This window comes from Methanoregula sp. UBA64 (assembly GCF_002502735.1).
Lineage (GTDB): Archaea > Halobacteriota > Methanomicrobia > Methanomicrobiales > Methanospirillaceae > Methanoregula.
The window spans coordinates 621,355-645,514 of record NZ_DAQC01000001.1 but is presented as its reverse complement, the minus strand read 5'-3'; the positions used below and the strand labels follow the sequence as shown (position 1 = coordinate 645,514).

Below are 24,160 nucleotides of genomic sequence, written 5' to 3'. Positions count from 1 at the left end.
GCCAAATACGGCAACCCCATATTTTCTGGTATGAAAGCGATCGGTTTTCTCATGGCAGTTGTTCTTGTCTGCCTTGCTGTTGCAGTTGCCGGGTGCACAAATTCAACATCTTCATCCGGGTCATCCTCGTCCCTTACAACGAGCCCAACGGATGCAGTACCTGCCAATAATGCGGTTACCGTAACCGTTCAGGAGAAGGTATATGATGGGACTATCCCCGTAGTCTTTAACGGAGGAAGAGGGCAGGGTCTAGTAAAATCCATTGATGTTACGGTCTACCGTTCTGACGGCCAGGTGGAGAAAGCAACTATCGGAACCAACAAGGATGACTCTGTCAAGCTTCAGGGAACAAAAGACCCCAACAAACCCGACCGGGTAGTTGTATATGTCACTGAAATGAATGGTCAGACCTACAAAGTCGCAGATGAACTCAGTGCCTATCGCCAGCACTAACTTCCTCTTTTTTTAGAATTACCATGCAGGTGAACTGGCGCAGGGTTGCCGCAGCTCATAATTCCTTTGCCGTGCTTTCAGCCGCATGCGAACGTGCCGGCTGGAGCCTGCGCCCGGTATCATCCCCGGGCCGCGATGTAACCTGCTATTCCCTCAATTCAATAAACGAATCCCGCTACCGGGACGAGATCACAGAGGCGGAAGGAATTACGGTTGTGGGCGGTCCGCATGCATCGGCCTGTTACCGCGAGGTTGCCGAATACGCGGATTACGTTATTGTGGGCGAGGGGGAGTATACGCTTCCCCGGCTGCTTGACGAGATCAGCGCAGGCAATACCGGGCATATCCCCGGAGTTGCAACCCGTGACTGGTTCGAGCCGGCCCGGACATGCGTCCGGCTCGACGCCTATCCTGCATTTGCCGAAATGAAAGGCTATATCGAGATTACGCGGGGCTGCCCGTTTGCCTGCGGGTACTGCCAGACCCCGCAGCTTTTCGGCCGCTGCATGCGGCACCGGTCCATCGATGCCGTTATCCGGTACGCAAACCGGCATACCCAGGCACGTTTTGTCACCCCCAATGCGTTTGCCTATGGCTCCGATGGCATACACCCGCGCTTTGACAAGGTAAAAAAACTCCTTATGCACATCGACCGTGAGATCTTTTTCGGGACATTCCCAAGCGAAGTCCGCCCGGAGTTTATCTGCGACGAATCGCTTGCGCTCGTCACCGACTACTGCGCGAACACGAAACTCCATTTCGGCGCCCAGTCCGGGAGCGATGCCGTCCTCTCACGGCTGCACCGGGGCCATACGGTTGCCGATGCGATAGAGGCTGCAGAACGCTGTCACGATGCCGGGATCATGCCCGTTGTGGATTTTATCGTCGGGTTTCCGTTCGAGACGGACGAAGACCAGGAACAGACGGTCGATGCCATGAAAACCATTGCCCGGACCGGGACGGTCCATCTCCACCGGTTCATCCCGCTCCCGGGCACCCCGCTTGCCGGGACGCATGCGCGTTCGCTCATGGCTGCAACCGAAAAAACCTGCGGCGCACTCGCCCTCGGAGGAAAACTGACAGGTTCGTGGAACGATCCCTCGGTAAGGTTTTTTTAGCCGCCATCTGCAATAATATACCATGAAAGATGTGCTTTTGATAGCAGATCTCCATGGTCAATTCGGCAAAATTGATTCATTTCTGGAACTGAATCCGGAAGCTGTATTTATTGCAGGCGATATCACCAATATGGGTCCTGTGGACACTGTTGACGACGTGTTTTCACGTATCGATGTACCCTGTTTTGCGGTACCCGGCAACTGTGATCCAAAGGAGATCCTCGATACGCTCGAACACTCAGACGCGGTCAACCTCCACGGTTCTGCAATGAACCTGGGGAAGATGACCATTGTCGGTGTCGGTGGCTCAAACCCGACCCCGTTCAATACACCGTTTGAACTGACCGACAAGCAGATCGATGACCTGCTTACCGGTGCCATGGCCAAGATGGAAAAGACCGTGCACAACGTTCTCCTCTGCCATGCCCCGCCGTACGACACACTTGATGTCGCAAACGGCGAGCATGTCGGCAGCCAGAGCCTTGCCCGCCACATCAGCGACTTCGACCTCATCTGCTGCGCTCACATTCACGAACAGCGCGGGGTAAAAGAGGTCGGCGGGACAAAGATTGTCAACCCCGGCCCGGCAATGGACGGCTACTGTGCCATGCTCCATTTCGGTACCGAGGCAAAGGACATAAAAATCGAACTCCTCACGGTCTAGATAGGACGAGTTCAAGGTATGAGGCGAGGATAGGCTCGCCACTAATTCCCATCTCTTTTGCAAGTGCTGAAATTTTTGCTTCCGCACCGTCACCGTTCTCTTCGGCCATGATCTCGATCTCGACAAAGGTGCCGAGGTGTTCGACCGTGTCAAGGGCAAACGCGGCGTCGCCCAGGGTATAATTCTCCCGCCACTTATTCACTTCCGCGGTTTTGGTAAATCCCAGCCGGGCAAGGATCTGTTCGAAAATTTCCCCGGATTCTATGGTGGTATTCAGCTCCTCGCGGGCCTTGAGGCCGAACTCTTTGAGTTTCTTCCCCTTGTACGTGAGGAGCGTGTGGTCGCTGTAATAGCGGACCCTGAGCGCCTCGTCCGTGGTACCGAAATCCCGGTGCGGGGCATTATAGTAGATATCGTGCTCATGGTCTTTGCCGGTAAATTCTGCACCATTCTCTGTGAGGCGCTCCCGTACCGGTCCAAGCGAGGGAACCTCCACTTTCAGTTCTATTTCAAGCATAGTCGTGCCACACTTTTATCTGTCCCTGTTGTGACTTAATATAGACAGGTACGATTATGGCAATAAAAGAAGGAGATTTTGTAAAGCTCAGCTATACCGGCAGCACGAGCGGCATGGTTTTTGACACAACAGACGAAGAGACCGCAAAGAAGGCAAACCTTCACAGCCCTGCGGCTATCTACGGTCCGATCATTGTCTGTGTCGGCCAGAAGCACGTAATCACCGGCCTTGACGAGGAGCTTGTGGGAAAGGATGCAGGCACCGAGGCTGACGTTACCGTTCCCCCGGAAAAAGCCTTTGGCGAGCGCGACCCCAAAAAGATCCAGTCCTATGCAAAGAACAAGTTCACGGAAAAACCGGTCAGGGGCCAGCGGATTAATGTGGAAGAGCAGGGCGAAGGCACGGTTGTCGATGTGATCGGTTCCCGCGTGATCGTGGATTTCAACTCCCCGCTTGCCGGCCAGACGCTTTCCTACCACTACAAAGTCGAGGATATCGTAACGGATCCGCTCGACGAGCTCAAAGGGCTCATCCGGCTCTATGCAGGGAAAGATATGGACGTTACCCTCGATGGCGGCAAAGCAACCGTCACTCTCCCGCCCGGCATCAACTACGACCGCCGCTGGCTCCTCTGGCGCGGCCGGATCCTTCACGAAGGCTTTGAACTGGTCAACGGCATTGACGAAATCACCCTTGTCGAGACCTTCAAGAAGCCGGAGAAGAAGGACGCATAAGTCAATATCCCATCTTTTTTCGTTTATTTTCTCGTAGTATTTCCCGAACCTGCATGTGGATCTCTATTACCGGGACGGGATTATTATCCGGTCCGGGTTGAACAATTTTTTATGAGCGAACGTTCCTCCCGACTGCATGAAAATTTCACAAAGAATTGCAATTTTCTTTGCGGGACTGGTAATTATCAGCGCGGTCCTGATGGGCTGTACCGGAAGTACTACGGAAAACACTGCTGCAACGACATCTGCCGTGACAACGACTGCGGCAACTGCGACACCGGAATATTCGGCCGGTGATGTGGTGGGCAGCTCGGCATCGGTATCGTCGGCATGGCTGATTACCGGATATGATACATCGTCCGATTCCTATACCCGGGCATTCATTTATAAGAACAGTGACAGCACCTGGGGGTATCGGATCAACGCAGATACCGAGACAACGAAACGTTCGGTCATGGAAAAGGTGTATACGGTAAAGCTTGCCCGTGTAACCGTTGCATCCGTACCAACAGCGGCTCCGACAACTACCTCTGCGGCAACAACTATCAGGACATCGGTGACTACCGCAACGGTTACAACCACGGCAACGACAACAACCGCTCCCAAACCCTCCTTTAAGGACATGGATCCCGATGAAGGGTATATTAACGAGACGGTGACTTCTACGATTACCGGGTATAACTTTGTCGCGACCCCAACGGTGAAACTTACCAAGTCCGGTTCTACGACCATCACCGCATCAAGTGTAACCTTTGACTCGGACTCCCAGATCGAAGCCACATTCGATATCCCCGGTACTGCCGCTGTTGGACCGTGGACTATCGTGATCACGAATCCTGACGGACAGTCCCTCACATACCAGAACGAATTCACTGTCCGCGAAGAGACCGATGACGAATAAACGGTCAATGCGGTAACACCAAAAACCTTGCCGGTTTACCCTCCAAAATCATATTTTCCCGGCCAAAACAGTTTTTTTAATAATCCTGCCGGGCAATGGTTGTATATGAAAAATGCTGCGAAGTTTTTGCTGATCCCAGGAATACTTCTTATTGTATGCATATTGTGCGCCGGCTGTTCGAGTTCGTCCGGCACCACAGACACTCCGACAACCGCAACCCCTGCGGTAACAACCACGACAGCAGCGGCCCTCTATTCTGCCGGCGACATTGTAAAAAGCGCCTCGGCCTCTTCCGGCACCGCGTGGCTTATTACCGGTTACGATCCGGATGCCGATACCTATACCCGAGCATTCGTGTACCAGAACACGGATGGCAGCTGGGGCTACCGCATGAACTCGGAGACCCAGACCACCGGACGGGCAGCGCTCGAGAAGATGTACCCGGTCAAGGTGACTTCGGTCACGGTCTCCGCAGTACCAATAAAGAGTGCAGCGGCAGCTTCAGCCACCACGGCCTCATCGGTAACAGCAGCGACCACTACAACGGCAGGAACCACTGCAACAACCGTTGCCCCCAAGCCCTTGTTTAAGGACATGATTCCGGATCAGGGAAATGCCGGCACCACGGTCGCGATCACCGATCTTGTCGGCAGCGGTTTCCAGAGCGGGGCAAGTGTCCAGCTGGTAAAGTCCGGCACGAGCATCAATGCCACAAGCGTTGTGCTTGTCTCCTCATCTCACATGACCTGTGCATTTGCCATCCCGTCCAATACCCCCAGCGGGACCTGGGATGTCGTCATCACGAACCCTGACGGACAGTCCGTCACCTACTCGACCTATTTCACGGTCCATGGATCCACATCCGCAGCTTCGACAACTTCCACGACAACTACCGTTGCAGGATCTTCGTTTACCATTACCAGCGTCACAACTTCACCTACGGCCGTGGGTGGATCGACCGGATGGACGGGAATCCTGACCATTGTCACCAGTAAAGCCGTTCAGCCGGGAACCGGCCTGGTGGTCTCGCTTTCAAAAAGCGGGTATAATACGATCTATGTCTACAATCCCCCGGTCAGCACATCCGGTACAACGATTACTGCACAAGTGTCTCAACCAGTTTATTCCGGTTCCTGGGATGTTAAAGTGACCAATCCCGATGGCTCCTTTGGCGTACTTACCAACGGGCTGTCGGTTACCTGATACAGGGAACATTCCCCGTTTGCCTTTTTTTATCGATCCTGTAATGAAAGATTATTCTGGTGACCGGGCACGTTTCATAACCTGTGGGGGTATTCTCTCATGGTGAAGTGGGGAAAATCCCGGGTTTCTCTTCAGGATCAGGAATATGGGTCATGTCCCCTGTGAGGGAGGTCTGAGCCACCTTATGGGTATCCTGATCCATTCCTGCTGTGCCGGCAGGTATTATCCCGGATGCCGGCAGATGAGTACCTATGGCAGATTCCCTCCCCGATGACGAGCCCTGCCGGCAGTGCGGGCTCTGCTGCCGGATCCTGGGCCCCGGTATAGCACCGACACCGGAAAATGTCTATGCATGGATCCGGGACGGCCGGACCGATATCCTCTCGTGGTTTGTTGCATTCCGGGAGAACCAGCCGCCGGTAAAATGTACCGATCTCCTGGCCGAAGACCTGGGGAGCGTTGTTTTTTTCGAGATGCGCCACCCCGAGACCGGGGATTTTGTCACGGTCTGCCCGTTTCTAAAAAGGATCGCAAAGGACCGGTATATCTGCGGGATCCACTTGGTAAAGCCCGAGATGTGCTGGAATTACCAGCCCTGGATCTGGGGCGAGACCTACTTTAACAAGTGTAAGGGTCTCAGGGAAATGCCGCACACCAAAGGATATTTTGTAACCCGTGAATGAAGTCCTCCCCCAACGGAGTTTTTTTTTCAAATTCTCGGAGATATGGTCGGGGCAGTGCCCATGCCCGGATCTTTGACACAGGAAGAATCCCGAAGCGATAGACGATCCGGAACACCGGTTTTTTTGGAAGGGAACCTTTTAAGTCCCCGGGACATTACACTATCCGTAAAGGTAATACGTGTGATTTTCGAACTGCTGGATCTCATCATTGGTATGGCCTTTGGTTTTTTTCACCGGGGAAAAGAGGATTATATGGGCATCCTCCGAAACGGGGCGATTGCCGGGATCGCAGCCGGGGTTGTCTTTGTTCTTGTCATGTACCTCCTTTCGCCCGGTACTACCGGGGCTGCGTTTGGGGATTTTGGACCGCTCGGCATTATTCTTGAAATCCTGATATATATTATCATCTTCATGGCAGGGACGTTTATCGGCGACCAGATTGAAAGCGCCATGAGAAAGTAATCTGTCAGCCGGATTGTCCCCCGCGGGAATGATCCGGTGCTCGAGTCCCGTTTTTTTATTCCCGGGCATAACATCATCGCACATTTTGGGGTCTCCCTCCCGGTAACCGGTTTTTTGCGATTATCATATCCGGTACAGCATTTTTTTGTCCGTGCTGGTTCTCCCGTGGAGTACGTGATGCGCTCTGTGGAGAGGCCAGAACCATTCTTTTTTATAAGGCCTCCCGTGAAGACCCCGGGAAAAAAGCAGAACGGGATATTCAGGATCTCCTGAGCGTATTCACAGAGAGGATGTACTGGGTCCCATCGTTCACGTAATCGAGCTCGATCTCGGTAGCGGAGACGACCGTGCCGGTATCGTAACCTCCGTTTTTATTGACGATCGTGATCGTTTTGCCGTCGCGCCCGATCGCACCGGCAAAGGCGCAGATCTCCGGGGTCTGGTTCCCGGTCGTAAAGATCATCGTCCCGTTAAAGATCCGGCCGCTCTGGTTTACCACGGTCATTTTCATGCTGCCCGCAGGATATGACACATATCCCTCCGCCTCGCTGTAACTGGCCATCGATCCCGTCCATGTCCCGGTGAGATCCGGGATCGTAGATGCCGTATTTTGTTCTGCCTGCGGTACGCCGGACGTGCAGCCAGCTATAAGGATTCCTGCGATGAGGAGACCTGCGACAAGGACCAGTTTCATGCCCGGTCAGGTTGGGCGGGAAGAACGATTAAACCCGCGTTCCCCGGTTCCTGGCAGCATCCCCGGGAAAAACCGGGTGGGTTAATATAATGCCGGCACCATCAGTACCTGATGGACCGGTCCGGCCTGCGGTTTTCCCGGGGGATTCTTGCCCTCCTCGTGCTCCTGCTGTTGGCATCTGCAGCACTGGCACTGCCGGCCCCGGCAAACGAGACCGTAAAAATCGGCGTGTACATGATCGATTTTAACCGGGTGGACGTGGATGCCGGCACGGTCGGTGCTGACTTCTACCTCACGCTCTCTTCAGACACTCCGGTCACTCTTGACGATTTCGAGCTGATGAACGGTGTCATCTCATCGGTTACTCCGATCCAGGATACCCCCCATGAAAAGGAATATCGTATTACTGCGGTTTTAACCACAGAACCCGATCTCGGTCGTTATCCCTTTGACAACCACACCCTTTCCGTAAGGATCGAGCCGAAACTGAAAAACGAGCGCGAGATGGCACTGGTCATCGATCCGGCAAATACTGGCCTTGATGCTGAAGCGGACCTGCCGGGCTGGACGATCCGCGGTGCAGGAGCAGCCATCTCCAATATGTCGTATATTGCAGGGGAAGTGCCGTACTCCCGGGCAGTCTTTAACTATGGGATCGACCGCGACAGTACCTCGACGCTCCTGAAGTTCTTCCTCCCGCTCCTGCTCATCATCATCGTCTCCCTCTCGTCCCTCTTGATGAAGACCGCAACGCGCCTGGGCCTCAACGCATCGATGTTCCTTGCGGCGGTACTGATCCACTGGCGCATTGCGGACAACACGCCGCTTGTCACCTATGCGACATTCCTGGATCTTTTTATGATCATCACGTATGCAACGCTCGTGATGGTCCTCCTCTCCGGGATTCTTATCCTGAAGTACACGGAGTCGGGCAACACTGCGATGATCGAGCGGGTCAATTACTGGTCGCTCCGTATCATTCCCGTCATCTCCATCTCCCTGTACGTACTGGTCTTTTTGTTCCTCGTCATTTGACCTGAACGGGCGTATCCTTTTTCTGGCACTTCACCGGGTGTAATCATGAGGATTCAGATGGCCCCTTCCCTTAGTGTGGCAAAAGTCCCGTGCAGCAAACCGGACGCGCGTCTCTTTTGTCCGGTACAGACCCAAATCATAAATACGCCTGTGGTGAACTGTCTACCCATGAGCGAAGAGAAAGCCCGGGTGCGTGACATCCTGCGGGCACGAAAAGATGCAATGGCACCGGAGGAGCGGGCAATCAAAAGCGGGTACATTGCCCGGCACCTCATGCTTTTGATCGCCGAGGGGGAGACTGTGATGGTCTTTACCTCAAAAGAAAAGGAAGTCAATACCCGGCCGCTGATCGAAGCCCTGTTCGAACAGAAAAATCCCGTGGTCGTCCCTATCATCCAGAAAGAGGACGTGAGCCTCCGGCTTTCGTACCTCCGCGAAATGGGGGCGCTCGTCCCGAGCACGTTTGGCGTGCCGGAGCCCATCGGGAACGAGATTCCGGCAAAGCCCCAGGACGTTGACGTGATCATCCTCCCGATGCTCGGCTTTGACCGGGCCGGGGGCCGGATCGGGTATGGGGCCGGGTATTACGACCGGTTCCTTGAGAAAAACCCGGACCTTACGAAGATCGGCGTTGCATTCGGCTGCCAGGAGATGGAGACGCTCCCGGTGGACGAGAACGACATAAAGATGGATCTCATCGTTACCGAAGACGGGATCGTGTACGACGGGAGGTAAATTCCGCTATGGAGATTAACGGTGCCGTTATCCTTGACACGTTTGCCGAAGCGTTCCCCGTCTGGATTTCGCGGGTGCTCGTGACCGCGGACACCCCGAAGTGGGCCCTTGCTGCCGCAACCGAGGCAACGGGGTTTGCAACATCGAAGATCTATTGTCCCTGCGAGGCCGGGATCGAGCGCCCGCTTTCCCCGGCGGAAACCCCGGACGGACGGCCCGGGTACGCGATCCTGATCTGCACCGAGAAAAAATCGATGAAGGCAGAGGTCGCAGCCCGGATCAGCCAGTGCATCCTCCCGGCTCCCACGGCTTCTGCATTTGACGGACTGCCCGAAACAAAGGACCGGTATTATACCCGGATGCACTATTTTGGCGACCATTACGAGGAGCGGTGCGTTGTGGGCGGCCGGCCGTGCTGGAAGATCCCGGTGATGGAGGGCTGGTATACGGGCGAGGAGCGCTTCGGGCTCGTGAAAGGAATTGCCGGCGGGAACTTCCTTGTCATGTCAGCGGACCGGGCAGATGCGCTTGCCGGTGCAAAAGCCGCGGCACAAAAAATTGCCGGTACAAAAAACGTGTGCATGAGTTTTGCCGGCGGCATTGTCGGGAGCGGCTCGAAAGTCGGCTGCAAAAATTACCGGTTCCCGATGCCGGCGAGCACGAACCACCGCTGGTGCCCGGCGCTGAAAGGAAAAATACCCGACTCGCTTGTACCGGACGGCATGGAGGCGGTATACGAGATCGTGATCAATGGCTTTGACGAGGCATCCGTTGCCGGTGCAATGCGCGAAGGGATAGGGGCTGCGGCGGCGACCGGGAAGGTCCGGTACATCGGGGCCTCGAACTTTGACGGGAAACTCGGGCAGACCCGGATCAGGCTGCACGACTTGTTCCGGTAATTTTTTAATATATCCCCCGGTAAAAATTCCTCACATCCTGTAATCCGGGAAAATTCCCTCCCCTGGAAGGAATAATCCGGACCTGAATACCGGCATCAGGCAACCGGTGATACCCGACAGGTATCAAAGAGTGAAAACCGGCAGCACAGCGACCGCAGCGGGCGCAAATGCTCCACATGACCAGGCAATCAGTAATCCTGCCACCACAACTCCGGCAACAATCATTGCCCAATAAATCCATTCTTCCATGCACAATCACCCCCGTTAAAATATTCCCTTTTAAAAATCTCACAAAAACCAATATTGAACCATCGGTAAGTGAAATTTTTATTGCAGTAAATACCGGGAGATCTGCCCCACCAAAAACAACCGTTTTCCTGTACCGGAAGGCATGCCCTGCAAATTCATCCCCCTCATCACGATTTCCCGTAACCGTGGAACAGGATTAGCGGTGATTTTATCCACGGGATCATCTGCAGGAAAGCAGACACGATTTACGCTACCCAGTGCAGCCCGTTCCTGATAACGGACCAGCGTGGTTCCGTTGCTCCCGGGACTTCGCCAAGCACCCAGTAATCGTATTTTTTATCGAGCATCCCGTAGTCTTTTTCCATCCGGACCCAGTAGTTGAGGGCGAGGAGATAGGATTCGCTGCTGTTCTTTGCCACCGGGTATGCATACATCATCCGGTAGGAATCGTAAGGCTGGATGATGGCCACATCGTAGAACGGGTACTGGAGGGTCAGGGTATATCCTTCCTCGGCAGGAATCAGGAACGCATCCGCCTTCTTTCCTTCGAAATACTCTTCCTTTGTATCGATCGGGACGATTGTTGCGTTCGGGAGCAGCTGGCGGGCAACGGGAACAAGCGCCGTATTGTTGTACACGGCGACCCGCAGCCCGTCCATCTTTTTCACGGAATCCAGCTGCACAAACGCATTCTTCTTCTCGTCCGGTACAACAAATGCCAGGTGGACGGTGGCGGTCGGGTCGGTAAATTTCATCTGATCGAGCCGGTCTGAATTGACCACGACCGCCGACATCACGATATCGCAGTACCCGCTGTCGAGCGACCGGGCAAGGGTGGTTCCCGTGATGGGGACAAACTCGATCCGCGAGACATTGAAGGTCCGGGCCAGGTCATAGGCCATCTCCACATCGTAGCCCACCAGTTCTCCTTTGCTGTTAAAAAAGGCGAACGGGACATTGTTGCTGTTGTACCCGACACGGAGTACTCCCCGCTCCCGGATCTGACGGATCTCATCTCTTTCGCCCGGGGCCGGGGGCGTAACGGGCGGGACATCCTCCTTGTGGAGGTACACGGTCGTATTCACGACATGGTCCAGACGGTTCCCGGCCGAATCCGGGGGCAGCTCGATCCGGGAGATCTGGTCGCCTCCGTGATAGGTACCGGCGAGCATCTGGGTAAAGCCCAGGTGCAGTCCGGCAATCATAAGGGCCCCGAGCACGACAACACAGACAAGCGACAGAACCGCACGCTTCCACCGGAAATGAAACTGGTTCCTGGTAATGGCGATGGTGATAGCGGAGAACGAGAAGATCGAGATGACACTCAAGGGGGCAACGAATGCCTGCCGGAGGATTCCCGAGCTGATATACAGGTTGTATGCATCGGCCGGGAGATGCATTAAGGCAAGAAGCGATATCACCGTGATCTTTGAGGAGCCAAAGAAACTGGGGATCCCGACAACGATGAGTTTGAGCTGTTCGATAGCGCTCAGCGGGTCCTGGTACATCCATGCAACAAAGAGGATAAAGAGGAAGGGGACGAGCCCGCCAAGGAGCGGGAAGGTATAGGCAACAGGCACTAAAACCTCGCTTAACGACCGGACATCTCCCCGTGCCATGCCCTCTTCTTTTTCACCGGTCTGCCCGGGAAGGTGTGCCGGGCCTGCCTGCTGCCCGCTCGTCCCGCATCCCGAGTTGCCTGCAGGGACGGTCCCGTTCCCGGTGTCGGTATCGGGCATGCAGGCCCGGCCCTGGAAGAGTTTCTCCACCCCGTCCGTGATGAGCGGGAGCGTGATAAACTCTGTACCGGTCGAGAAGGCAAGGAGCATGGCCCGCGAGGCGGAGGTAAGGACTTCCCGGTAAGAAAACCGGGTAAAACAGGTGACGAGGAGCGGCATGACAACGAGGCCGAGGAGAATGGCGGCGCAGGCAAGGGTGATGAGGAATACCTGGAGATCGAGGAACCCTTCAAACGTCAGGGTCCCGGCCATCACGGCCGTGATGACAAAGATGCCGAGCGGAAAGGTCTTTGCAATGATATGCGTCATGCGGTCGAGTGCCCGCAGCAGGGACCGGAGGATGGTGAGGATCGGCCCGTTCCCGTCATCTAGCAGCAGGGCAAACCCCAAAAAGAGGCAGAAGAGCACGGTTGCCGGGATGATCCCGTCCGACAGCGACAGGAAGGGATTGGAAGGAATGAACTGGTCGATGAGGTTGATATCGGTTTTCGGGGCAAGGTCCTGGGTACTGAAAAACGAGGCCTCCATCCGGGGCGGGAATGCCAGCTGGAACGAGAAATATCCCACAACACAGATCACCCAGAAGAGCAGGATGATCAGGCAGGCTTTGACCGCGATCTGTTTTGCCGTGTCCCGCTTCAGGCTCCCGATACCGACAATAAGGGAGAGGGCGACAGAGGGCAGGATCGTGATCTGCCAGATCTTGATGAAAGCTTCGCCGGCCGGTTTCATGGCCGAGGCGAGGTCGCCAAAGAAGACGCCGGCAAGGATCCCGAGGAGGAATCCCGCCAGTATCCAGCTTGTCAGGTTCAGGCGGGGCCATCTCATGGTGATCTCTCTTTCTTTTCCGGGGCCACAGGCACACGATCGATCCGTACCGTTTTGATCCCCGCGACTGCAAACGCCATAAAGAGCGCCGGGTCCCGATACGCGGGCACGATCCGGCACCTGCCGGAAACCGGGCGTCGGGCAATATCCGATTATTACCTCCGACATTATTTAACCGTTGCCGGTTTGTCCCCGGGAGCCTGAATAATCCCGGTACCAGGTCGCCGGGTCATAACCCGGGGAGAGATTCATGTGGCTTGACTGCCGATTACTTCAGGAATGAAACTGGGCGTGCTCTGCAGCGGGGGCAAGGACTCGTGGTTTGCGTGTTCTCTTGCAATGGAGAAGGAAGAGGTAGCCTGCCTCATCTCGATCCGGTCCAAAAACGATGCGAGCTACATGTTCCACACGCCCGATGTCCACCTTGTTCCGCTCCAGGCGGAGGCAGCCGGGATCCCGCTTGTCACCGTAGAGACTGAAGGGGTCGAGGAAGCAGAGCTTGCCGATCTCTCGCGTGCCATTTCCCTTGCACGGGAACAGTATGGGATCGAGGGGATCGTGACCGGCGCTCTCATGTCCGTGTACCAGGCTGCCCGGGTCCAGCGGATCTGCCACCAGCTCGGACTCTGGTGTTTTAACCCGCTCTGGTACACCGACCCGGCAGCGTACATGGAGCGTCTCATCGCATCGGGTTTTTCGGTGATCGTGACCGGTGTTTTTTCAGCCCCGTTTGGTGCGGACTGGCTGGGCCGGGCAATCGATGAGGCGGCGCTTGCAGATCTCCGGAAGTACGTAACGGCCGACCGGATCACGCTGACCGGTGAGGGCGGCGAGTACGAGACGCTGGTGCTCGATGCTCCCTTCTTCCGTCAGCGGATCGAGATCCGTGAAACAAAAAAAGAGTACGCAAACTACCGGGGCGTCCTGAAGATCACCCGTGCGGAGCTGGTGCCGAAATGATCCTGCTGGTCGATCTTGCCAAAAAGCCCGGCTCGCTCTCACGGGACGAGTACGTAGGCCCCGTTGCCCGGATTGTCGCGGCTGCCGGGTACGAATGCTGCGAAAGACATTTCTCACACATTTCCCCGGAAGATAGTGCAGGGGCGGACGGGATCATCCTTTGCGGGACGGCGCTTAAGGACAATACATTCGCTGAACGCGTGCCGGACCTTGCATGGCTCCGGGATGCCCGGGTGCCGGTGCTCGGGATCTGCGCCGGGGCCGAGGCACTCTGCCTTGCGCACGGGGGCCGCATTGTTCCCGCCTGCGGGATCGGGATGACGGACGTCCGGGTCCTGCAGGCCGACCCGGTCCTTGGCGGGATCCGGACATTTCCTGCGTACGAAGTCCACACGTTTGCCTGCGAACCGCCGGCCGGCTGGATCACCACCGCGGTCTCGGACACGTGCGTGCAGGCCTTCCGGCATCCGGACCGGCCGGTCTTTGGCGTCATGTTCCATCCCGAAGTACGGAATGACGCGGTGGTGGAGTGGTTCTGTGCCCTCGTACCGACCCGGCCGGCGCGCCTGCACCGATAAAACCTGCATGAGTATGCGAAAAGAGCACCAGTAACAACAAGATCTATAATCCCGTCCTGCCCACCTTTCATTCATGTTTGATTCAGGTAAAACCACCACGGTCGAGGACACCGAAGAGAACCGGGCGATCTGCCGGAAGTACTGCCCGATCTGTCCCAACTACAAGCACCACCAGCTCGGGAAATTCCAGCCAACCGAACTCTTCTGCGCACGGGGCCGGTCATCGGCGCAGAATATGAAAGAGATCACCTGCTTCTGCTCCGGGTGCGAACTGTACCTCAAGCACCACCAGCGGGTCGGCTACTTCTGCGTGCAGAAGTAAAAAAAATTCTTTTTTTTTCGGGATCCGTATCGGCTCCCGGATGCGCTGGCCCGCCGGAAGTTTCTTCACGTGCTGTAACTCCGGACCATGCCCCCATCCCGGATCAAATCCCGGTTCTTTTATAGGGACACACCCTACGCATATGGACGAATATGGGCACGGGATCGCAACAGATTACGGCAAGGAAGGGCACACCCGCGGAACAGGAACGGGCATCGGCAATCGGGGTTAACTTCCTTGTCGGGATCGTTCCTGCCGTCCCGAAACTTGCAGCAGCCGTGCTCTCGGGATCGGTTACGCTCTACTCATCAGCCTTAAAAACCATCACCGAGGCGATCGGGATCCTGATCTCGTGGATCATTGCCCGAAAGATCGCACGCGGCGATAGCGGTATCTACAACTACGGTATGGGAAAGTTCGAGAACATTGCACGGGCGATCACCGGCACCGTGATGATCCTCTCGTTTGTCATCCTCGTCTTTGCCGCATCCTACCGGATCCTGTTTCCTGCAGCCCTCTCAAGCGGGGGCGCCGAGATCGGTCTCTATATCGTCCTTGTCATGAGCGTGGTCGACGGGTATCTCGCGCTGCGCAATTACCGGCTCGCAAAAAAGGAGCCTTCACCCCTCATGGATTCGCAGTGGCGCCTCTTCCGGCTCAAGGCTTTTGCAAATATCGTGGTGCTTGCTACGCTTGTCCTTGCGATCCTCTGTGCCGGATATCCGTGGGCCGTGTACATCGACCCGCTCGCCTCGTTTGCCGTCATGGGCATCCTGTTTTACTCCGGGATCCGGATGATCCAGGCCTCACTTCCCGATCTTCTCGACAAAACCCTTGACGAAGAACTCCAGCTCGTGGTGGTCAGAGAACTTGCCGACAATTTCCATAACTACGAACAGATCCATGGGGTCAGGTCGCGGCGGAGCGGAGGGATGATCTACGTAGAGATCTTTCTTGAATTCCGCAATGACCTTTTGATGGGCGAGGTGCAGGAAACGATGAATACCATGAAACGCTCCCTTGAGGATAAGATCCCAAAAAGCGAGGTAAATATTATCTCCACCGGTCAGGCCCCTGAGCAGGACCGGTAACCGGTTTATAAAAAATACCGGAAACAGCGCGGATCGCGGGATTCCCTGTACCTTTCGTCTGTTTTTTTTCTTTTCCTCCTGATCCAACCCGGCAGGGTTAATTAGTTTCAGTTACAAATATGACGGGGATCTGATTATGAAACAGACAGTGCTCATTCTTCTTGCAGGCATCGCCTGCATCTTTATGATCGCTGCCGGATGCACATCGTCCACCGGCAGTGCAACGAACGCAACGCCCGCAGCAACAACCGGAGCTGCCGCCGCGGCCACCACCGCAGCAGCACAGACCACCGTTCAGGCAAACGTGACCGCAGCTGCTACCACCGCAGTACCGAACTTTGCCGGAACCTGGAACACGACCTGGAAGTCCGGGAACGAGACACCCCTTGCCACCGCAATGACGCTTGTGCAGGATAATGCCACGGTTGCCGGGACCTACACCTACGGCAATGTCACCGGCTCCGTCAGCGGCACGGTTTCAGGCAGCGTCCTTACCGGCTCATGGAAAGAGACCGCTCCCGACACTACCTACCGCGGCCCGCTCGCGTTCACCCTCTCTGCCGACGGCAAGTCGTTTACCGGCACATGGGCTAACGACTCTGATGCCGCAGGCACCATCAACACCACCGCCAATTACTGGAACGGCGTGCGGGTATAATCCAAAAAAGCAGCCCTAACCGGCTGCTGCACTTTTTCTTTTACGGATTTTACCTGTCGGCTGTGCCGGCTTTTCGCATACGAACGTTTGCGATCCACGGGTTCGTGATGTCGTGATAACGGCTACGCGTGGGAAGGGAACATGCTCATATTCCCGCACCGGCGTATCACGGCTCTCCCGCGCTACCCGGCCGATTCTTTTGGCAGTGGATTTCCACCGGCCCTGAGAGAAACCTATTATCCCCGGCCGCACTATGCAACAACCATGAAAATCAGCGCGGTTACCATTGAGGATACTGATGAGAACCGGGCGATCTGCATGAAGTACTGCGGCATATGCCCGAACTATACGAAAAACTGCCTGGGCCAGCACCAGCCTGACAGCCTGTTTTGCGCCAAGGGGCGATCGAATGCTGCGCAGATACGGGAGCAGCGCTGTTTCTGCCTTGCCTGCGAGATCTTCGCAAAGAACAGCCTGGCGCTCGGGCACTTCTGCGAGCGGGAGAAGTAAGGATTACCGGGTCCGGACAATTTTGCTTTTTTTATTGTCTTGTGGCATTCCCCCCGTACGCCCACGGGCCCGGCCGGGTAAACGGCCAGAACTTTTCTTTTGTAGCCTTACCGATAAAGCGACCGGCCCGGCGTTAAAACAAAGAGAAAGCATTTATTTTTACTCGCAGTATCTCTCACTTCATGAAACTCCTTGGTATAGCAACCAGCCCGCGCAAAGGGGCAAACAGCCAGACGCTCGTGGAACACGTTCTTGCCGGGGCAAAAAAGGCCGGGGCAAAGACGGAACTCGTGCGGATCTGCGATATGGACATCTCGCCCTGCAAGGGGTGCAACACCTGCAAAGAGAAAGGCGAATGCATCATCGATGACGATATGGAGGAACTTTGGGCAAAGATGGCAAAGGCCGACGTGATTGTCCTTGGCTCGCCCGTATACTGGGGCCGGCTTAATGCCCAGGCCTATCCGTTCATCGACCGTTTCTATGCCCACATGAAGCCGGGCTTTGTGACCGATCTCCCGAAGGGCAAGAAGATCGTGCTCGCGCTTACCTGCGGCGGCATGCCGCCCGAGGCAATCGCGCCCGTCAACGCGTACGTGAAGGCCACGTTCGGGTACCTTGGCTGCACCGATGGCGGCTATATCTGCCAGAACCAGTGTGCCGAGCCCCGGGACCTTGCAAAGTTCCCGGAGACTATCAAGAAGGCCGAAGACCTGGGAAAAACCCTGGCAAAATAAAAATTATTTTTTCCGGTACGTTTCACACCGGCCTTTTTTTTATCGCGGTTCAGCCGGCCGTGCCTTTTTGCCGGGTAAACACATCGACATTCGTGCTCCCGAGCGTGCCGTCCCGGTGCATGTAGTAATCGAAGAGCCGGTCGTCGTTGTCATAGAACGAGAACCAGTAATTGAGCTTGTACGTGTTCTTGTCGTAGCCGGGGATCGCATCGTAGCTTTCCGTATCGTGGAGTACGATCGCATCCGGCTGTTTTTGTGTTAAGGTCTCGATGTCCTGTTTATCGCCATAGAACGTGAACTTGTTCCACCGATCGCCCCGGTAGTACCAGGGCAGCGGCCAGAACCCGGAGTTCAAATCCTTTGATGCCAGGACCACGCGGCTTGAATTGTCGATGATACCCATGACCGGCCGCAGGTCCTCGGAGTTCTGGACCTGGATGATGGGCTCGCTGATATCGGCCGGGACAAATGCCACATGCCAGGTGATCAGGGCTAAAAAGATGCAGCCAACAAGGGCAAAGGCGATCTTCTGCCAGTTGAGTTTGTACGTGGCAACAAAGCACATGGGGAGGAGCTGGTGGATCAAAAGCCACGGGACCTTCTCGCCCACGTACGCATAGAAGGCCATGGTAAGGATCATCCAGAAGATGCAGAACTGGAAGAACAGATCCGATTTATCGGGAGGGCAGCGCGAGGACTCGATCTGGTGCGTGCTGATCGCGGCAAGGTCGCCGACCGGGAGCGTGGCGCGGCGCGTCCGGATCCAGTTTTTGATCCGCGCCGTTACCGGGCCGACACTAGCGTCTTTAACCAGGAACTGGAGGACCCCCACGATTGCAAGGAGGAAGATCGGCAGCTCGTACAGGAGGAAGAGCGGGATATAGAAATAGAACGGCCCGCCGAGCCGCTGCTGCTCGTGCATGGCAACCCAGTGGTCCACGGCCTGGTACCAGCCGGTGGAATTTACCTGGAAGTTCTGGCCGACAAGCGTCTCCGGGTGCATCCCAAACGCCGTGTAGAGCGCGACCATGAGGGCGGTGACCAGGAAAAATGCCATGAGCAGGTCGTACTTCCACTTGTAAGGGAGCGCGACCTGTTTTTTCCAGAGGGCATAGAGAAGGAATGCCGCAAAGATCACAAGGATGACCGGCATCTCTTCCTTGCAGGAGAGGGCTCCTGCCATTGCTATTGCGGCAACGATCACGTACCGGCTCTGGCCGCGTTCAAGGTAATAGAGGATGGCAACCAGGAGCAGCATCGAAAAAAAGAGCATGAAGATATCGTGCCGGAGGAACCGGGAGAAGAAGACCATATCCGGGGAGATGGCTAAAAAGAGCGCAACCAGGAGCGTCTGGGCTTTTGTGATGTACCCGAGCCGGTAGATACAGTACACGAGCGGGATGAGCAGCGTGCCAAATACCGCCGGGAGGATCCGGGCAACCAGGTCCGAGGCGCCAAAGACCGAGAACATCCCGGCCGTGACATAATAGAGGAACGGACCGTGGTAGCTGGGGTCGTACACCCATGCCCCGGTATTCATGAGGGTAAACGAGAACCAGGAATGGATGGCCTCGTCATGGTGGAAGAGCTTGAGGTCCAGCGTCCAGAACCGCAGGAATACTGCAAGGAGCAGGATCAGGATAAAGGATCGTTCGAACGTGAAGACGTTCCGGAGTTTGCTAGAGAGCGTGGCGGCCTGCTGCACGTGACACCTGACTATATCTGGTATGCTGTTTTTGCTAAAAAAAAGGTTGGCGTGGGAAAAAAGCCGGGCAGTCCTGCCGGGGTTGGTGCGAGACAGCGTTTTTGGAAACGGTAATGAAAAAAAAAAGAGCCGTGGATTACCCACACAAAGACCGGGCGGGACAAAATCCGGGCCGGTTTTTTTTAAAGTTATGCGCCCGGGAACGACTGGCCTTCTTTCTGCCCGCCATAGGGCAGGGAGAAATGGATCTGCTCGATCTGCCACCGGCTCCCGGTATTTCTCATCACCATGGTGGACCGGCCTTTCAGGGTCTGCATCTTTTCGCCGGCAAGCGTGAAGCCGATCGCGGTTTTTGTCATGAGCCATGCAACCCGGCCCTCGCCAAAGATCTGCGTGTCGGAGAAGACCACGCTGTTGACGGTCGCCTGGCTGATGTCCCGTTTGATCTGCCTTACAAAGGAAGCCCTCCCAAGCACGATCTCGTCCGGCCCGCTGCCAAACCCGCAGATGTCCGGGGAAAAGACCGTAAGGAGCCCCTTGATGTCCTTGTTTTTGTACGCGGACGCGTATGCTTCCATGGTTGCCCGTACTTCGGCCTTCTGGGAGTCTGAAAGTGTCATGATAACCGGGTGTTTGGGTTTAGGGATGATAGATGTTTTTATGCACGGGGGAAGCGGAAATTCGCGGGTGGCGGCGGCCGGGCAGCGGTGCGGGAGGCAGGTAACCCGGTGAAAAAAATTTTTCACTCAACGCCGTGATTATTACCTCCGCACTCCCACCGGCAGGTATGCCACTGACCCGTCACCATATTTACCTGTTCATCATCAGCCTGGGCATTATAACCTGCCTTGTCCTCCTTGCCGCACTTGCGGAGCAGTCCGTATCGGCCGAAGGTGCCGTGCAGGCGGCCATAAACGATCCCGGGGTCCGGGACCGGATCGGCAGCAACTATTTTGCGGCCGGCGAAGCAGTGACGGACGCGCCCTTTTCCGCGGGGAGTGCGGAGATCGCCCCAAAGGAAGTTTGGGTAGTACCCGTTATTGTGCACAACGGCACGTCCGATGAGGTCTACCATGTCGATGTGACAAGGGAGGGGAGGGTGTGCGGGATCACCGGGCCTTTGCATATCGAATATACCCTTGCGGGGACAGTCGGGTGAACCGGGTTACCCGCCCGGGCCGCGGCCCTGCCGCAAGCCCCCGCGGGCGGTACAAAAAAAAGTATCCCGGGTTGACCGGATTTTTGGTGGCACCCGGGCGCTAAATATTATTCCCCGTCCCTGAACCGCACGTACATGACTTCGTCGAGCAGCCGGCCGTTCTTTGTTATTGCCTTTTTGTGGACGGCCTCGCGGAGAAACCCGCACTTCTCCAGCACCCGCATGGAGGCCGGGTTGTCCGAGAAGATCCCGGCTTCGAGCCGGACGATGCCGGTTGTTTCAAATGCAACCGGGACGAGCGCCCGGACGGCACCGGTTGCGATCCCCCGGCCCCAGAACGGTTCGGCGAGCCAGTAGCCGATCTCCGCGGTCCGGTGCTTTACGTCTTCGAGCGGCGAGATGCCGATCCCCCCGATCGCTTCGCCGCCGATATCGATCGCGAGGTACAGGTGCCGGCCCGGGCCGGTGGCAAACGCAATGAACCGGTCCGCGTCCTCTTGTGTGTACGGGGACGGGAATGCATCGCGGAGGTGGCTGGCGATCTTTGGGTTATTCGCGTACTTCACGATTACAGCTGCGTCATCGGTGCTCCAGTCGCGGAGCGTGGACGTGGGGGTGGTGATCCGCATGGGATGAGGGAAGTGTTGGGCGGGGAGCGTGATGCTGGTTGCGGTGGATGGGAGGTGATCCGGGCTGGCTGACATACCCACCGTGACTTCGTGTTCTCAGACGGAGGCTTCCTGTCGGGAGGTACCCCGTTTCATTATGAAGGGGCCGAAATCGCGAAAACGGGGGCCTGTTCTTTTACGATCTCCTCAAAATGCACCCGGTCTGGCGGGAATCTGCATGAATCGCGCTCCAAAAAGGGACCAAATGGGCCCAATTAGAGGGGCGATGCTGTTCCGGATGGGCTCTTGCATGGGGTAACGAAAAGAAGGCTTGTTTGGGGAATCAGTTTTAGGGCTCCCTCATACGGGTCACCTGACCCGTGACAGGTCAGATACCCGTGACGGGTCGGCGACCTGTGACAGGTTGGTTACCCGTGACAGGTATGATGAGGAAAAAACGAGAAGGAAAATGCACTAATATATAGGGGGGTTTTTTTGGGGGTAATTCCCGGTTAGAAACCTATTTCAAAAATCCCCTTCCACCGGAGATCCATGGCAGATCTGGATCCCTTCTTTTTCAAAATAAATACCTGGTCATTTACCAAACACCGGGTCTGGACCCGCTGCCCCCGGCAGTACTATTACGAATACATCGCCCCCTACGTGAGATCCGGCCCGGTCGTTTCCCCGGAAAAGATCCGGTGGCTCAAGAACTTCACGTCCAAGTACGTTGTCCAGGGCCAGCTCATCCACGATCTCATCGACCAGCAGATCCAGCTCGCGTGCGACAACAAGCCCATGAACTATTTCGAGGCGGAGAGCGTCTTTGCTAAAAAAGTCGCGAGCTACCGGGCCATCGGGGGCGAGACATTCACCGAGTCGCACAATGGCGAGAAGATCCCGGACTCGTTTTTTACGTACATTCTCGCGAACGGCAGGACCTGCCTTGCCACGTTTTTTGCGAAATGGCCGGAGTATGCGAAACGCGAATGCCTGCGCCACGAGCAGTTCGATCATTTCACCATCGGGGAAGCGGGCGTGACCGTCAAGGTGGATTTTGCGGCAAAGATGCCGGACGGCACGATCGTCCTCTCGGACTGGAAGACCGGCAAAGACGACGACGAGTACGAGTCGGAGTTCCAGATGGCGGCCTATGTGCTCTGGGCAAAGGAGTTCTATAACAAAAGTGCTGACGAGATTGCGACCGAGCTGGTGTTCTTAAAGACCGGCGCAACAAAACCCTTTGCCTTCTTTGAAGACCAGTTGCGCGAGGTGCGGGAACAGATTGCCCGGGAATTCGCGGCGATGAATGCATCGTATGAGTACGGGGATTTCCCGGCCCGGCCGGCGCAGAGGGAGTGTCTGAGCTGTAAGTTTGCGGAAGTGTGCCCGGAGGCGGAATTAAAAAGAGACCGCATTACCGGATAAATCATCGTGTACCCGGAATCACCTGCTCCCGTCGCGGCCGGTGCATTCCTAATCCGGATTAGTACTAATCACGATGAGGAGTGGTAAAGAAGAAATTTTTTTTGCTGGTGCGGGGCGGCAGATCCGGGCATACGAAAAGTTTCCCTTAATTACCGTGTCGGCTGTTCCGGTAAAAGCCGGACGTGTACGGTTCTGACCCCTCATCTTCTCAAAAATATGTCAGATTATAATCCTCCACAGAACCCCCTTTATGTAAGGATATACCCTTACACAAAAGAACGCAAAGATCCGCAAAAAGAATTCAGACGGCAAAAAGATGAGATCGGTGAAATGTTTCCCCGGTTTATGGCAGCACAGATCCCGGATCGAGATCGCGCATCAGACTCGCGGTTACAGATCTCCTCTGGCAGATGTGGAATAATCCGGCATCATCGGTAAAAAGGGGGATTTCATTCTGTTCTGCAAGTGCAAGAAAATAGGTATCGAATCCGGGACAGCCTTCTTCACGTGCGATCTTTGTTGCAGTCTGGATGATCTGCTCTTCCGGAACAAGCTGATAACTCATTTCAACTTCATTACAGATTTCTTCTGCTGCGTGTGCATCTGCGAGTCTGCTCGAAACTGCGGCGATCTCAACTATCCCGCATTGTGGAATAATTCCCTCTATTCCTTTTTCGTCAAGCGCGTCAAGGAGCGCTGCGCAGGTCTTGTGAGTGGTTACTTCCCGGGAATAGGTAGCCCCTGCCTGTCGGCGTGAAGGTGAGAAAAGTGCTTTTATGATGACAGAGGTATCCAGCACACAAGAGGTAAACTTATGCATCCCGGGTTCTTCTCCTGGTGGTGAGAAGGATCTGCTCTGTATCTTCCTTTGCTTCAGGCTCCCCGAATTTTTTTACAAATGCCGAAAATTTTTTCCGGATCACTACTTTAACCCGTGCCTGCTCCGGCAGGTTCACCGGATCGTCAAGGACCAGGGTACCTTTTTTATACACCGCGCTTGTTTTTATTGCCGTCATACGCGATTGCACTCCACTAACCCGTTGTACCATACTGGCAGTCCTGATACAATAATAATTGCGATTGAACCCGGTATCCGGGGTTACCGGGCTGGCATAATGGGAGGGCTGCACAGAATCACAACGTGAGAGTTCCTAAAAGGGCCGGAATTCCGGAGATCCCTGGGGGATAATCCCCCTCTTTTTTTTTAATTCAAAATACCCTCGCGCACATGCTTCCACATCGGCGCCGGCGTTATGGCTGTCCGTGAATTCTTCCTGGAACAACCGGAGGTGCAGTTCGTTTAAGGTCGGCCACTTGTATCCCCGGCCGGACTTTGAAGAGAGTTTGCACCAGGGGACTACCTGCGGGGTTTTCATGGTGCAGAAATACTGTTTCCCCGAAAGGCCGGTCCCGGGCCTGCACCGCGCAAATTCCATGGGGACAACCGGCCGGTATTGCCGGTAAAATGGCAAGACTTTTCCCGCCCCCGG

The 24,160-nt window shown here is 55.6% G+C and carries 30 protein-coding genes; 20 read left to right on the top strand and 10 right to left on the bottom strand.

Annotated elements, in window-relative coordinates:
• Positions 1–51 precede the first annotated feature (51 nt).
• The 3 genes from BP758_RS03135 to BP758_RS03125 are packed head-to-tail and all read left to right on the top strand — an operon-like array spanning position 52 to position 2,235.
• Positions 52–453 (top strand): hypothetical protein, encoded by a 402-nt coding sequence (locus tag BP758_RS03135; protein ID WP_292368618.1) that lies wholly within the window; start codon positions 52–54, stop codon positions 451–453.
• A 23-nt stretch (positions 454–476) separates the two neighbouring features.
• Positions 477–1,571 (top strand): TIGR04013 family B12-binding domain/radical SAM domain-containing protein, encoded by a 1,095-nt coding sequence (locus BP758_RS03130; protein ID WP_292368616.1) that lies wholly within the window; start codon positions 477–479, stop codon positions 1,569–1,571.
• 22 nt (positions 1,572–1,593) lie between these two features.
• The gene (locus BP758_RS03125) at positions 1,594–2,235 is read left to right on the top strand and encodes a metallophosphoesterase family protein (RefSeq protein ID WP_292368614.1); all 642 of its coding nucleotides are present in this window, start codon (positions 1,594–1,596) and stop codon (positions 2,233–2,235) included.
• On the opposite strand, the gene cyaB is transcribed toward BP758_RS03125, so the two are convergent.
• Entirely contained in the window at positions 2,225–2,752 is a 528-nt protein-coding gene (cyaB, locus tag BP758_RS03120; RefSeq protein ID WP_292368612.1) for a class IV adenylate cyclase, read from the bottom strand. The two genes, BP758_RS03125 and cyaB, sit on opposite strands and share 11 nt — an antisense overlap.
• Positions 2,753–2,808: 56 nt before the next feature.
• Here cyaB and BP758_RS03115 point away from each other — a divergent pair, with 56 nt between their 5' ends.
• The 5 genes from BP758_RS03115 to BP758_RS03095 all read left to right on the top strand — a co-directional run bounded on the left by BP758_RS03115 (position 2,809) and on the right by BP758_RS03095 (position 6,735).
• Entirely contained in the window at positions 2,809–3,486 is a 678-nt protein-coding gene (locus BP758_RS03115) for an FKBP-type peptidyl-prolyl cis-trans isomerase (protein ID WP_292368610.1), read from the top strand.
• A gap of 136 nt (positions 3,487–3,622) precedes the next feature.
• Positions 3,623–4,387 carry a hypothetical protein gene (locus BP758_RS03110; protein WP_292368608.1) on the top strand — a complete coding sequence of 255 codons (765 nt, stop codon included), beginning with the start codon at positions 3,623–3,625 and terminating at the stop codon, positions 4,385–4,387.
• A gap of 105 nt (positions 4,388–4,492) precedes the next feature.
• Complete coding sequence (locus BP758_RS03105) at positions 4,493–5,590, top strand: hypothetical protein (RefSeq protein ID WP_292368606.1); 1,098 nt, start codon at positions 4,493–4,495, stop codon at positions 5,588–5,590.
• Positions 5,591–5,841: 251 nt separating this feature from the next.
• Entirely contained in the window at positions 5,842–6,273 is a 432-nt protein-coding gene (locus BP758_RS03100; RefSeq protein ID WP_292368604.1) for a YkgJ family cysteine cluster protein, read from the top strand.
• A gap of 252 nt (positions 6,274–6,525) precedes the next feature.
• Positions 6,526–6,735 (top strand): hypothetical protein, encoded by a 210-nt coding sequence (locus BP758_RS03095; protein WP_292368603.1) that lies wholly within the window; start codon positions 6,526–6,528, stop codon positions 6,733–6,735.
• 259 nt (positions 6,736–6,994) lie between these two features.
• Here the strand turns inward: BP758_RS03095 and BP758_RS03090 are convergent, their stop codons facing one another.
• Positions 6,995–7,429 (bottom strand): hypothetical protein, encoded by a 435-nt coding sequence (locus BP758_RS03090; RefSeq protein ID WP_292368601.1) that lies wholly within the window; start codon positions 7,427–7,429, stop codon positions 6,995–6,997.
• A gap of 111 nt (positions 7,430–7,540) precedes the next feature.
• Here BP758_RS03090 and BP758_RS03085 point away from each other — a divergent pair, with 111 nt between their 5' ends.
• From BP758_RS03085 to fhcD, 3 genes are all read left to right on the top strand, one after another.
• Positions 7,541–8,464, top strand: a complete 924-nt coding sequence (locus BP758_RS03085) for a hypothetical protein (RefSeq protein WP_292368599.1) — start codon at positions 7,541–7,543, stop codon at positions 8,462–8,464.
• A gap of 168 nt (positions 8,465–8,632) precedes the next feature.
• Positions 8,633–9,199: a 5-formyltetrahydrofolate cyclo-ligase gene (locus BP758_RS03080; RefSeq protein WP_292368597.1), complete on the top strand. Its 567-nt coding sequence runs from the start codon at positions 8,633–8,635 to the stop codon at positions 9,197–9,199.
• 8 nt (positions 9,200–9,207) lie between these two features.
• Positions 9,208–10,098 carry a formylmethanofuran--tetrahydromethanopterin N-formyltransferase gene (gene fhcD, locus BP758_RS03075; protein ID WP_292368595.1) on the top strand — a complete coding sequence of 297 codons (891 nt, stop codon included), beginning with the start codon at positions 9,208–9,210 and terminating at the stop codon, positions 10,096–10,098.
• Positions 10,099–10,221: 123 nt separating this feature from the next.
• Here fhcD and BP758_RS03070 read toward each other — a convergent pair whose 3' ends face one another.
• Both BP758_RS03070 and BP758_RS03065 read right to left on the bottom strand, forming a co-directional pair.
• Positions 10,222–10,347, bottom strand: coding sequence for a hypothetical protein (locus BP758_RS03070; protein ID WP_292368593.1), 126 nt, complete (start codon positions 10,345–10,347; stop codon positions 10,222–10,224).
• A gap of 245 nt (positions 10,348–10,592) precedes the next feature.
• Positions 10,593–12,914 (bottom strand): cation:dicarboxylate symporter family transporter, encoded by a 2,322-nt coding sequence (locus tag BP758_RS03065; RefSeq protein WP_292368591.1) that lies wholly within the window; start codon positions 12,912–12,914, stop codon positions 10,593–10,595.
• A gap of 279 nt (positions 12,915–13,193) precedes the next feature.
• Between BP758_RS03065 and BP758_RS03060 the strand changes: the two genes are divergently transcribed.
• The 7 genes from BP758_RS03060 to BP758_RS03030 all read left to right on the top strand — a co-directional run bounded on the left by BP758_RS03060 (position 13,194) and on the right by BP758_RS03030 (position 17,770).
• Positions 13,194–13,874: a diphthine--ammonia ligase gene (locus tag BP758_RS03060; RefSeq protein ID WP_292368589.1), complete on the top strand. Its 681-nt coding sequence runs from the start codon at positions 13,194–13,196 to the stop codon at positions 13,872–13,874.
• Entirely contained in the window at positions 13,871–14,452 is a 582-nt protein-coding gene (locus BP758_RS03055; RefSeq protein WP_292368587.1) for a type 1 glutamine amidotransferase, read from the top strand. Before BP758_RS03060 ends, BP758_RS03055 begins: the two co-directional genes overlap by 4 nt.
• 73 nt (positions 14,453–14,525) lie before the next feature.
• Positions 14,526–14,774: a DUF2769 domain-containing protein gene (locus tag BP758_RS03050; protein WP_292368584.1), complete on the top strand. Its 249-nt coding sequence runs from the start codon at positions 14,526–14,528 to the stop codon at positions 14,772–14,774.
• A gap of 152 nt (positions 14,775–14,926) precedes the next feature.
• Positions 14,927–15,865, top strand: coding sequence for a cation diffusion facilitator family transporter (locus tag BP758_RS03045; protein WP_292368582.1), 939 nt, complete (start codon positions 14,927–14,929; stop codon positions 15,863–15,865).
• A gap of 136 nt (positions 15,866–16,001) precedes the next feature.
• Complete coding sequence (locus BP758_RS03040) at positions 16,002–16,523, top strand: hypothetical protein (protein WP_292368580.1); 522 nt, start codon at positions 16,002–16,004, stop codon at positions 16,521–16,523.
• Positions 16,524–16,787: 264 nt separating this feature from the next.
• The gene (locus BP758_RS03035; protein ID WP_292368578.1) at positions 16,788–17,033 is read left to right on the top strand and encodes a DUF2769 domain-containing protein; all 246 of its coding nucleotides are present in this window, start codon (positions 16,788–16,790) and stop codon (positions 17,031–17,033) included.
• Between the two features lie 182 nt (positions 17,034–17,215).
• Entirely contained in the window at positions 17,216–17,770 is a 555-nt protein-coding gene (locus BP758_RS03030) for a flavodoxin family protein (protein WP_292368576.1), read from the top strand.
• Positions 17,771–17,819: 49 nt separating this feature from the next.
• Here BP758_RS03030 and BP758_RS03025 read toward each other — a convergent pair whose 3' ends face one another.
• Complete coding sequence (locus tag BP758_RS03025) at positions 17,820–19,475, bottom strand: flippase activity-associated protein Agl23 (protein WP_292368574.1); 1,656 nt, start codon at positions 19,473–19,475, stop codon at positions 17,820–17,822.
• A gap of 188 nt (positions 19,476–19,663) precedes the next feature.
• Positions 19,664–20,095 carry a nuclear transport factor 2 family protein gene (locus BP758_RS03020; RefSeq protein ID WP_292368572.1) on the bottom strand — a complete coding sequence of 144 codons (432 nt, stop codon included), beginning with the start codon at positions 20,093–20,095 and terminating at the stop codon, positions 19,664–19,666.
• 167 nt (positions 20,096–20,262) lie between these two features.
• On the opposite strand from BP758_RS03020, the gene BP758_RS03015 reads away from it, so the two are divergent.
• Positions 20,263–20,634, top strand: coding sequence for a hypothetical protein (locus BP758_RS03015; RefSeq protein ID WP_292368570.1), 372 nt, complete (start codon positions 20,263–20,265; stop codon positions 20,632–20,634).
• A 107-nt stretch (positions 20,635–20,741) separates the two neighbouring features.
• Here the strand turns inward: BP758_RS03015 and BP758_RS03010 are convergent, their stop codons facing one another.
• Positions 20,742–21,338: a GNAT family N-acetyltransferase gene (locus BP758_RS03010; RefSeq protein ID WP_292368568.1), complete on the bottom strand. Its 597-nt coding sequence runs from the start codon at positions 21,336–21,338 to the stop codon at positions 20,742–20,744.
• 456 nt (positions 21,339–21,794) lie between these two features.
• Between BP758_RS03010 and BP758_RS03005 the strand changes: the two genes are divergently transcribed.
• Complete coding sequence (locus BP758_RS03005; protein ID WP_292368566.1) at positions 21,795–22,670, top strand: RecB family exonuclease; 876 nt, start codon at positions 21,795–21,797, stop codon at positions 22,668–22,670.
• A gap of 343 nt (positions 22,671–23,013) precedes the next feature.
• Here BP758_RS03005 and BP758_RS03000 read toward each other — a convergent pair whose 3' ends face one another.
• The 3 genes from BP758_RS03000 to BP758_RS02990 form a co-directional block, all read right to left on the bottom strand.
• Positions 23,014–23,490 carry a type II toxin-antitoxin system VapC family toxin gene (locus BP758_RS03000; protein WP_292368564.1) on the bottom strand — a complete coding sequence of 159 codons (477 nt, stop codon included), beginning with the start codon at positions 23,488–23,490 and terminating at the stop codon, positions 23,014–23,016.
• Complete coding sequence (locus tag BP758_RS02995; RefSeq protein ID WP_292368562.1) at positions 23,483–23,686, bottom strand: antitoxin family protein; 204 nt, start codon at positions 23,684–23,686, stop codon at positions 23,483–23,485. Before BP758_RS02995 ends, BP758_RS03000 begins: the two co-directional genes overlap by 8 nt.
• Before the next feature lie 135 nt (positions 23,687–23,821).
• Positions 23,822–24,106, bottom strand: coding sequence for a hypothetical protein (locus BP758_RS02990; protein ID WP_292368560.1), 285 nt, complete (start codon positions 24,104–24,106; stop codon positions 23,822–23,824).
• Positions 24,107–24,160: the final 54 nt, after the last annotated feature.

Coding starts and splice junctions, on each gene's coding strand:
- BP758_RS03050 (WP_292368584.1), top strand. CDS start 14,526: ATGTTTGATTCAGGTAAAACCACCACGGTCGAGGACACCGAAGAGAAC.
- BP758_RS03125 (WP_292368614.1), top strand. CDS start 1,594: ATGAAAGATGTGCTTTTGATAGCAGATCTCCATGGTCAATTCGGCAAA.
- BP758_RS03040 (WP_292368580.1), top strand. CDS start 16,002: ATGAAACAGACAGTGCTCATTCTTCTTGCAGGCATCGCCTGCATCTTT.
- BP758_RS03130 (WP_292368616.1), top strand. CDS start 477: ATGCAGGTGAACTGGCGCAGGGTTGCCGCAGCTCATAATTCCTTTGCC.
- BP758_RS03070 (WP_292368593.1), bottom strand. CDS start 10,347: ATGGAAGAATGGATTTATTGGGCAATGATTGTTGCCGGAGTTGTGGTG.
- BP758_RS03065 (WP_292368591.1), bottom strand. CDS start 12,914: ATGAGATGGCCCCGCCTGAACCTGACAAGCTGGATACTGGCGGGATTC.
- BP758_RS03010 (WP_292368568.1), bottom strand. CDS start 21,338: ATGTCAGCCAGCCCGGATCACCTCCCATCCACCGCAACCAGCATCACG.
- BP758_RS03060 (WP_292368589.1), top strand. CDS start 13,194: ATGAAACTGGGCGTGCTCTGCAGCGGGGGCAAGGACTCGTGGTTTGCG.
- BP758_RS03115 (WP_292368610.1), top strand. CDS start 2,809: ATGGCAATAAAAGAAGGAGATTTTGTAAAGCTCAGCTATACCGGCAGC.
- BP758_RS03030 (WP_292368576.1), top strand. CDS start 17,216: ATGAAACTCCTTGGTATAGCAACCAGCCCGCGCAAAGGGGCAAACAGC.
- BP758_RS03090 (WP_292368601.1), bottom strand. CDS start 7,429: ATGAAACTGGTCCTTGTCGCAGGTCTCCTCATCGCAGGAATCCTTATA.
- cyaB (WP_292368612.1), bottom strand. CDS start 2,752: ATGCTTGAAATAGAACTGAAAGTGGAGGTTCCCTCGCTTGGACCGGTA.
- BP758_RS03100 (WP_292368604.1), top strand. CDS start 5,842: ATGGCAGATTCCCTCCCCGATGACGAGCCCTGCCGGCAGTGCGGGCTC.
- fhcD (WP_292368595.1), top strand. CDS start 9,208: ATGGAGATTAACGGTGCCGTTATCCTTGACACGTTTGCCGAAGCGTTC.
- BP758_RS03085 (WP_292368599.1), top strand. CDS start 7,541: ATGGACCGGTCCGGCCTGCGGTTTTCCCGGGGGATTCTTGCCCTCCTC.
- BP758_RS03055 (WP_292368587.1), top strand. CDS start 13,871: ATGATCCTGCTGGTCGATCTTGCCAAAAAGCCCGGCTCGCTCTCACGG.
- BP758_RS03035 (WP_292368578.1), top strand. CDS start 16,788: ATGAAAATCAGCGCGGTTACCATTGAGGATACTGATGAGAACCGGGCG.
- BP758_RS02995 (WP_292368562.1), bottom strand. CDS start 23,686: ATGACGGCAATAAAAACAAGCGCGGTGTATAAAAAAGGTACCCTGGTC.
- BP758_RS03135 (WP_292368618.1), top strand. CDS start 52: ATGGCAGTTGTTCTTGTCTGCCTTGCTGTTGCAGTTGCCGGGTGCACA.
- BP758_RS03000 (WP_292368564.1), bottom strand. CDS start 23,490: ATGCATAAGTTTACCTCTTGTGTGCTGGATACCTCTGTCATCATAAAA.
- BP758_RS03110 (WP_292368608.1), top strand. CDS start 3,623: ATGAAAATTTCACAAAGAATTGCAATTTTCTTTGCGGGACTGGTAATT.
- BP758_RS03015 (WP_292368570.1), top strand. CDS start 20,263: ATGCCACTGACCCGTCACCATATTTACCTGTTCATCATCAGCCTGGGC.
- BP758_RS03020 (WP_292368572.1), bottom strand. CDS start 20,095: ATGACACTTTCAGACTCCCAGAAGGCCGAAGTACGGGCAACCATGGAA.
- BP758_RS03045 (WP_292368582.1), top strand. CDS start 14,927: ATGGGCACGGGATCGCAACAGATTACGGCAAGGAAGGGCACACCCGCG.
- BP758_RS02990 (WP_292368560.1), bottom strand. CDS start 24,106: ATGGAATTTGCGCGGTGCAGGCCCGGGACCGGCCTTTCGGGGAAACAG.
- BP758_RS03005 (WP_292368566.1), top strand. CDS start 21,795: ATGGCAGATCTGGATCCCTTCTTTTTCAAAATAAATACCTGGTCATTT.
- BP758_RS03095 (WP_292368603.1), top strand. CDS start 6,526: ATGGGCATCCTCCGAAACGGGGCGATTGCCGGGATCGCAGCCGGGGTT.
- BP758_RS03105 (WP_292368606.1), top strand. CDS start 4,493: ATGAAAAATGCTGCGAAGTTTTTGCTGATCCCAGGAATACTTCTTATT.
- BP758_RS03080 (WP_292368597.1), top strand. CDS start 8,633: ATGAGCGAAGAGAAAGCCCGGGTGCGTGACATCCTGCGGGCACGAAAA.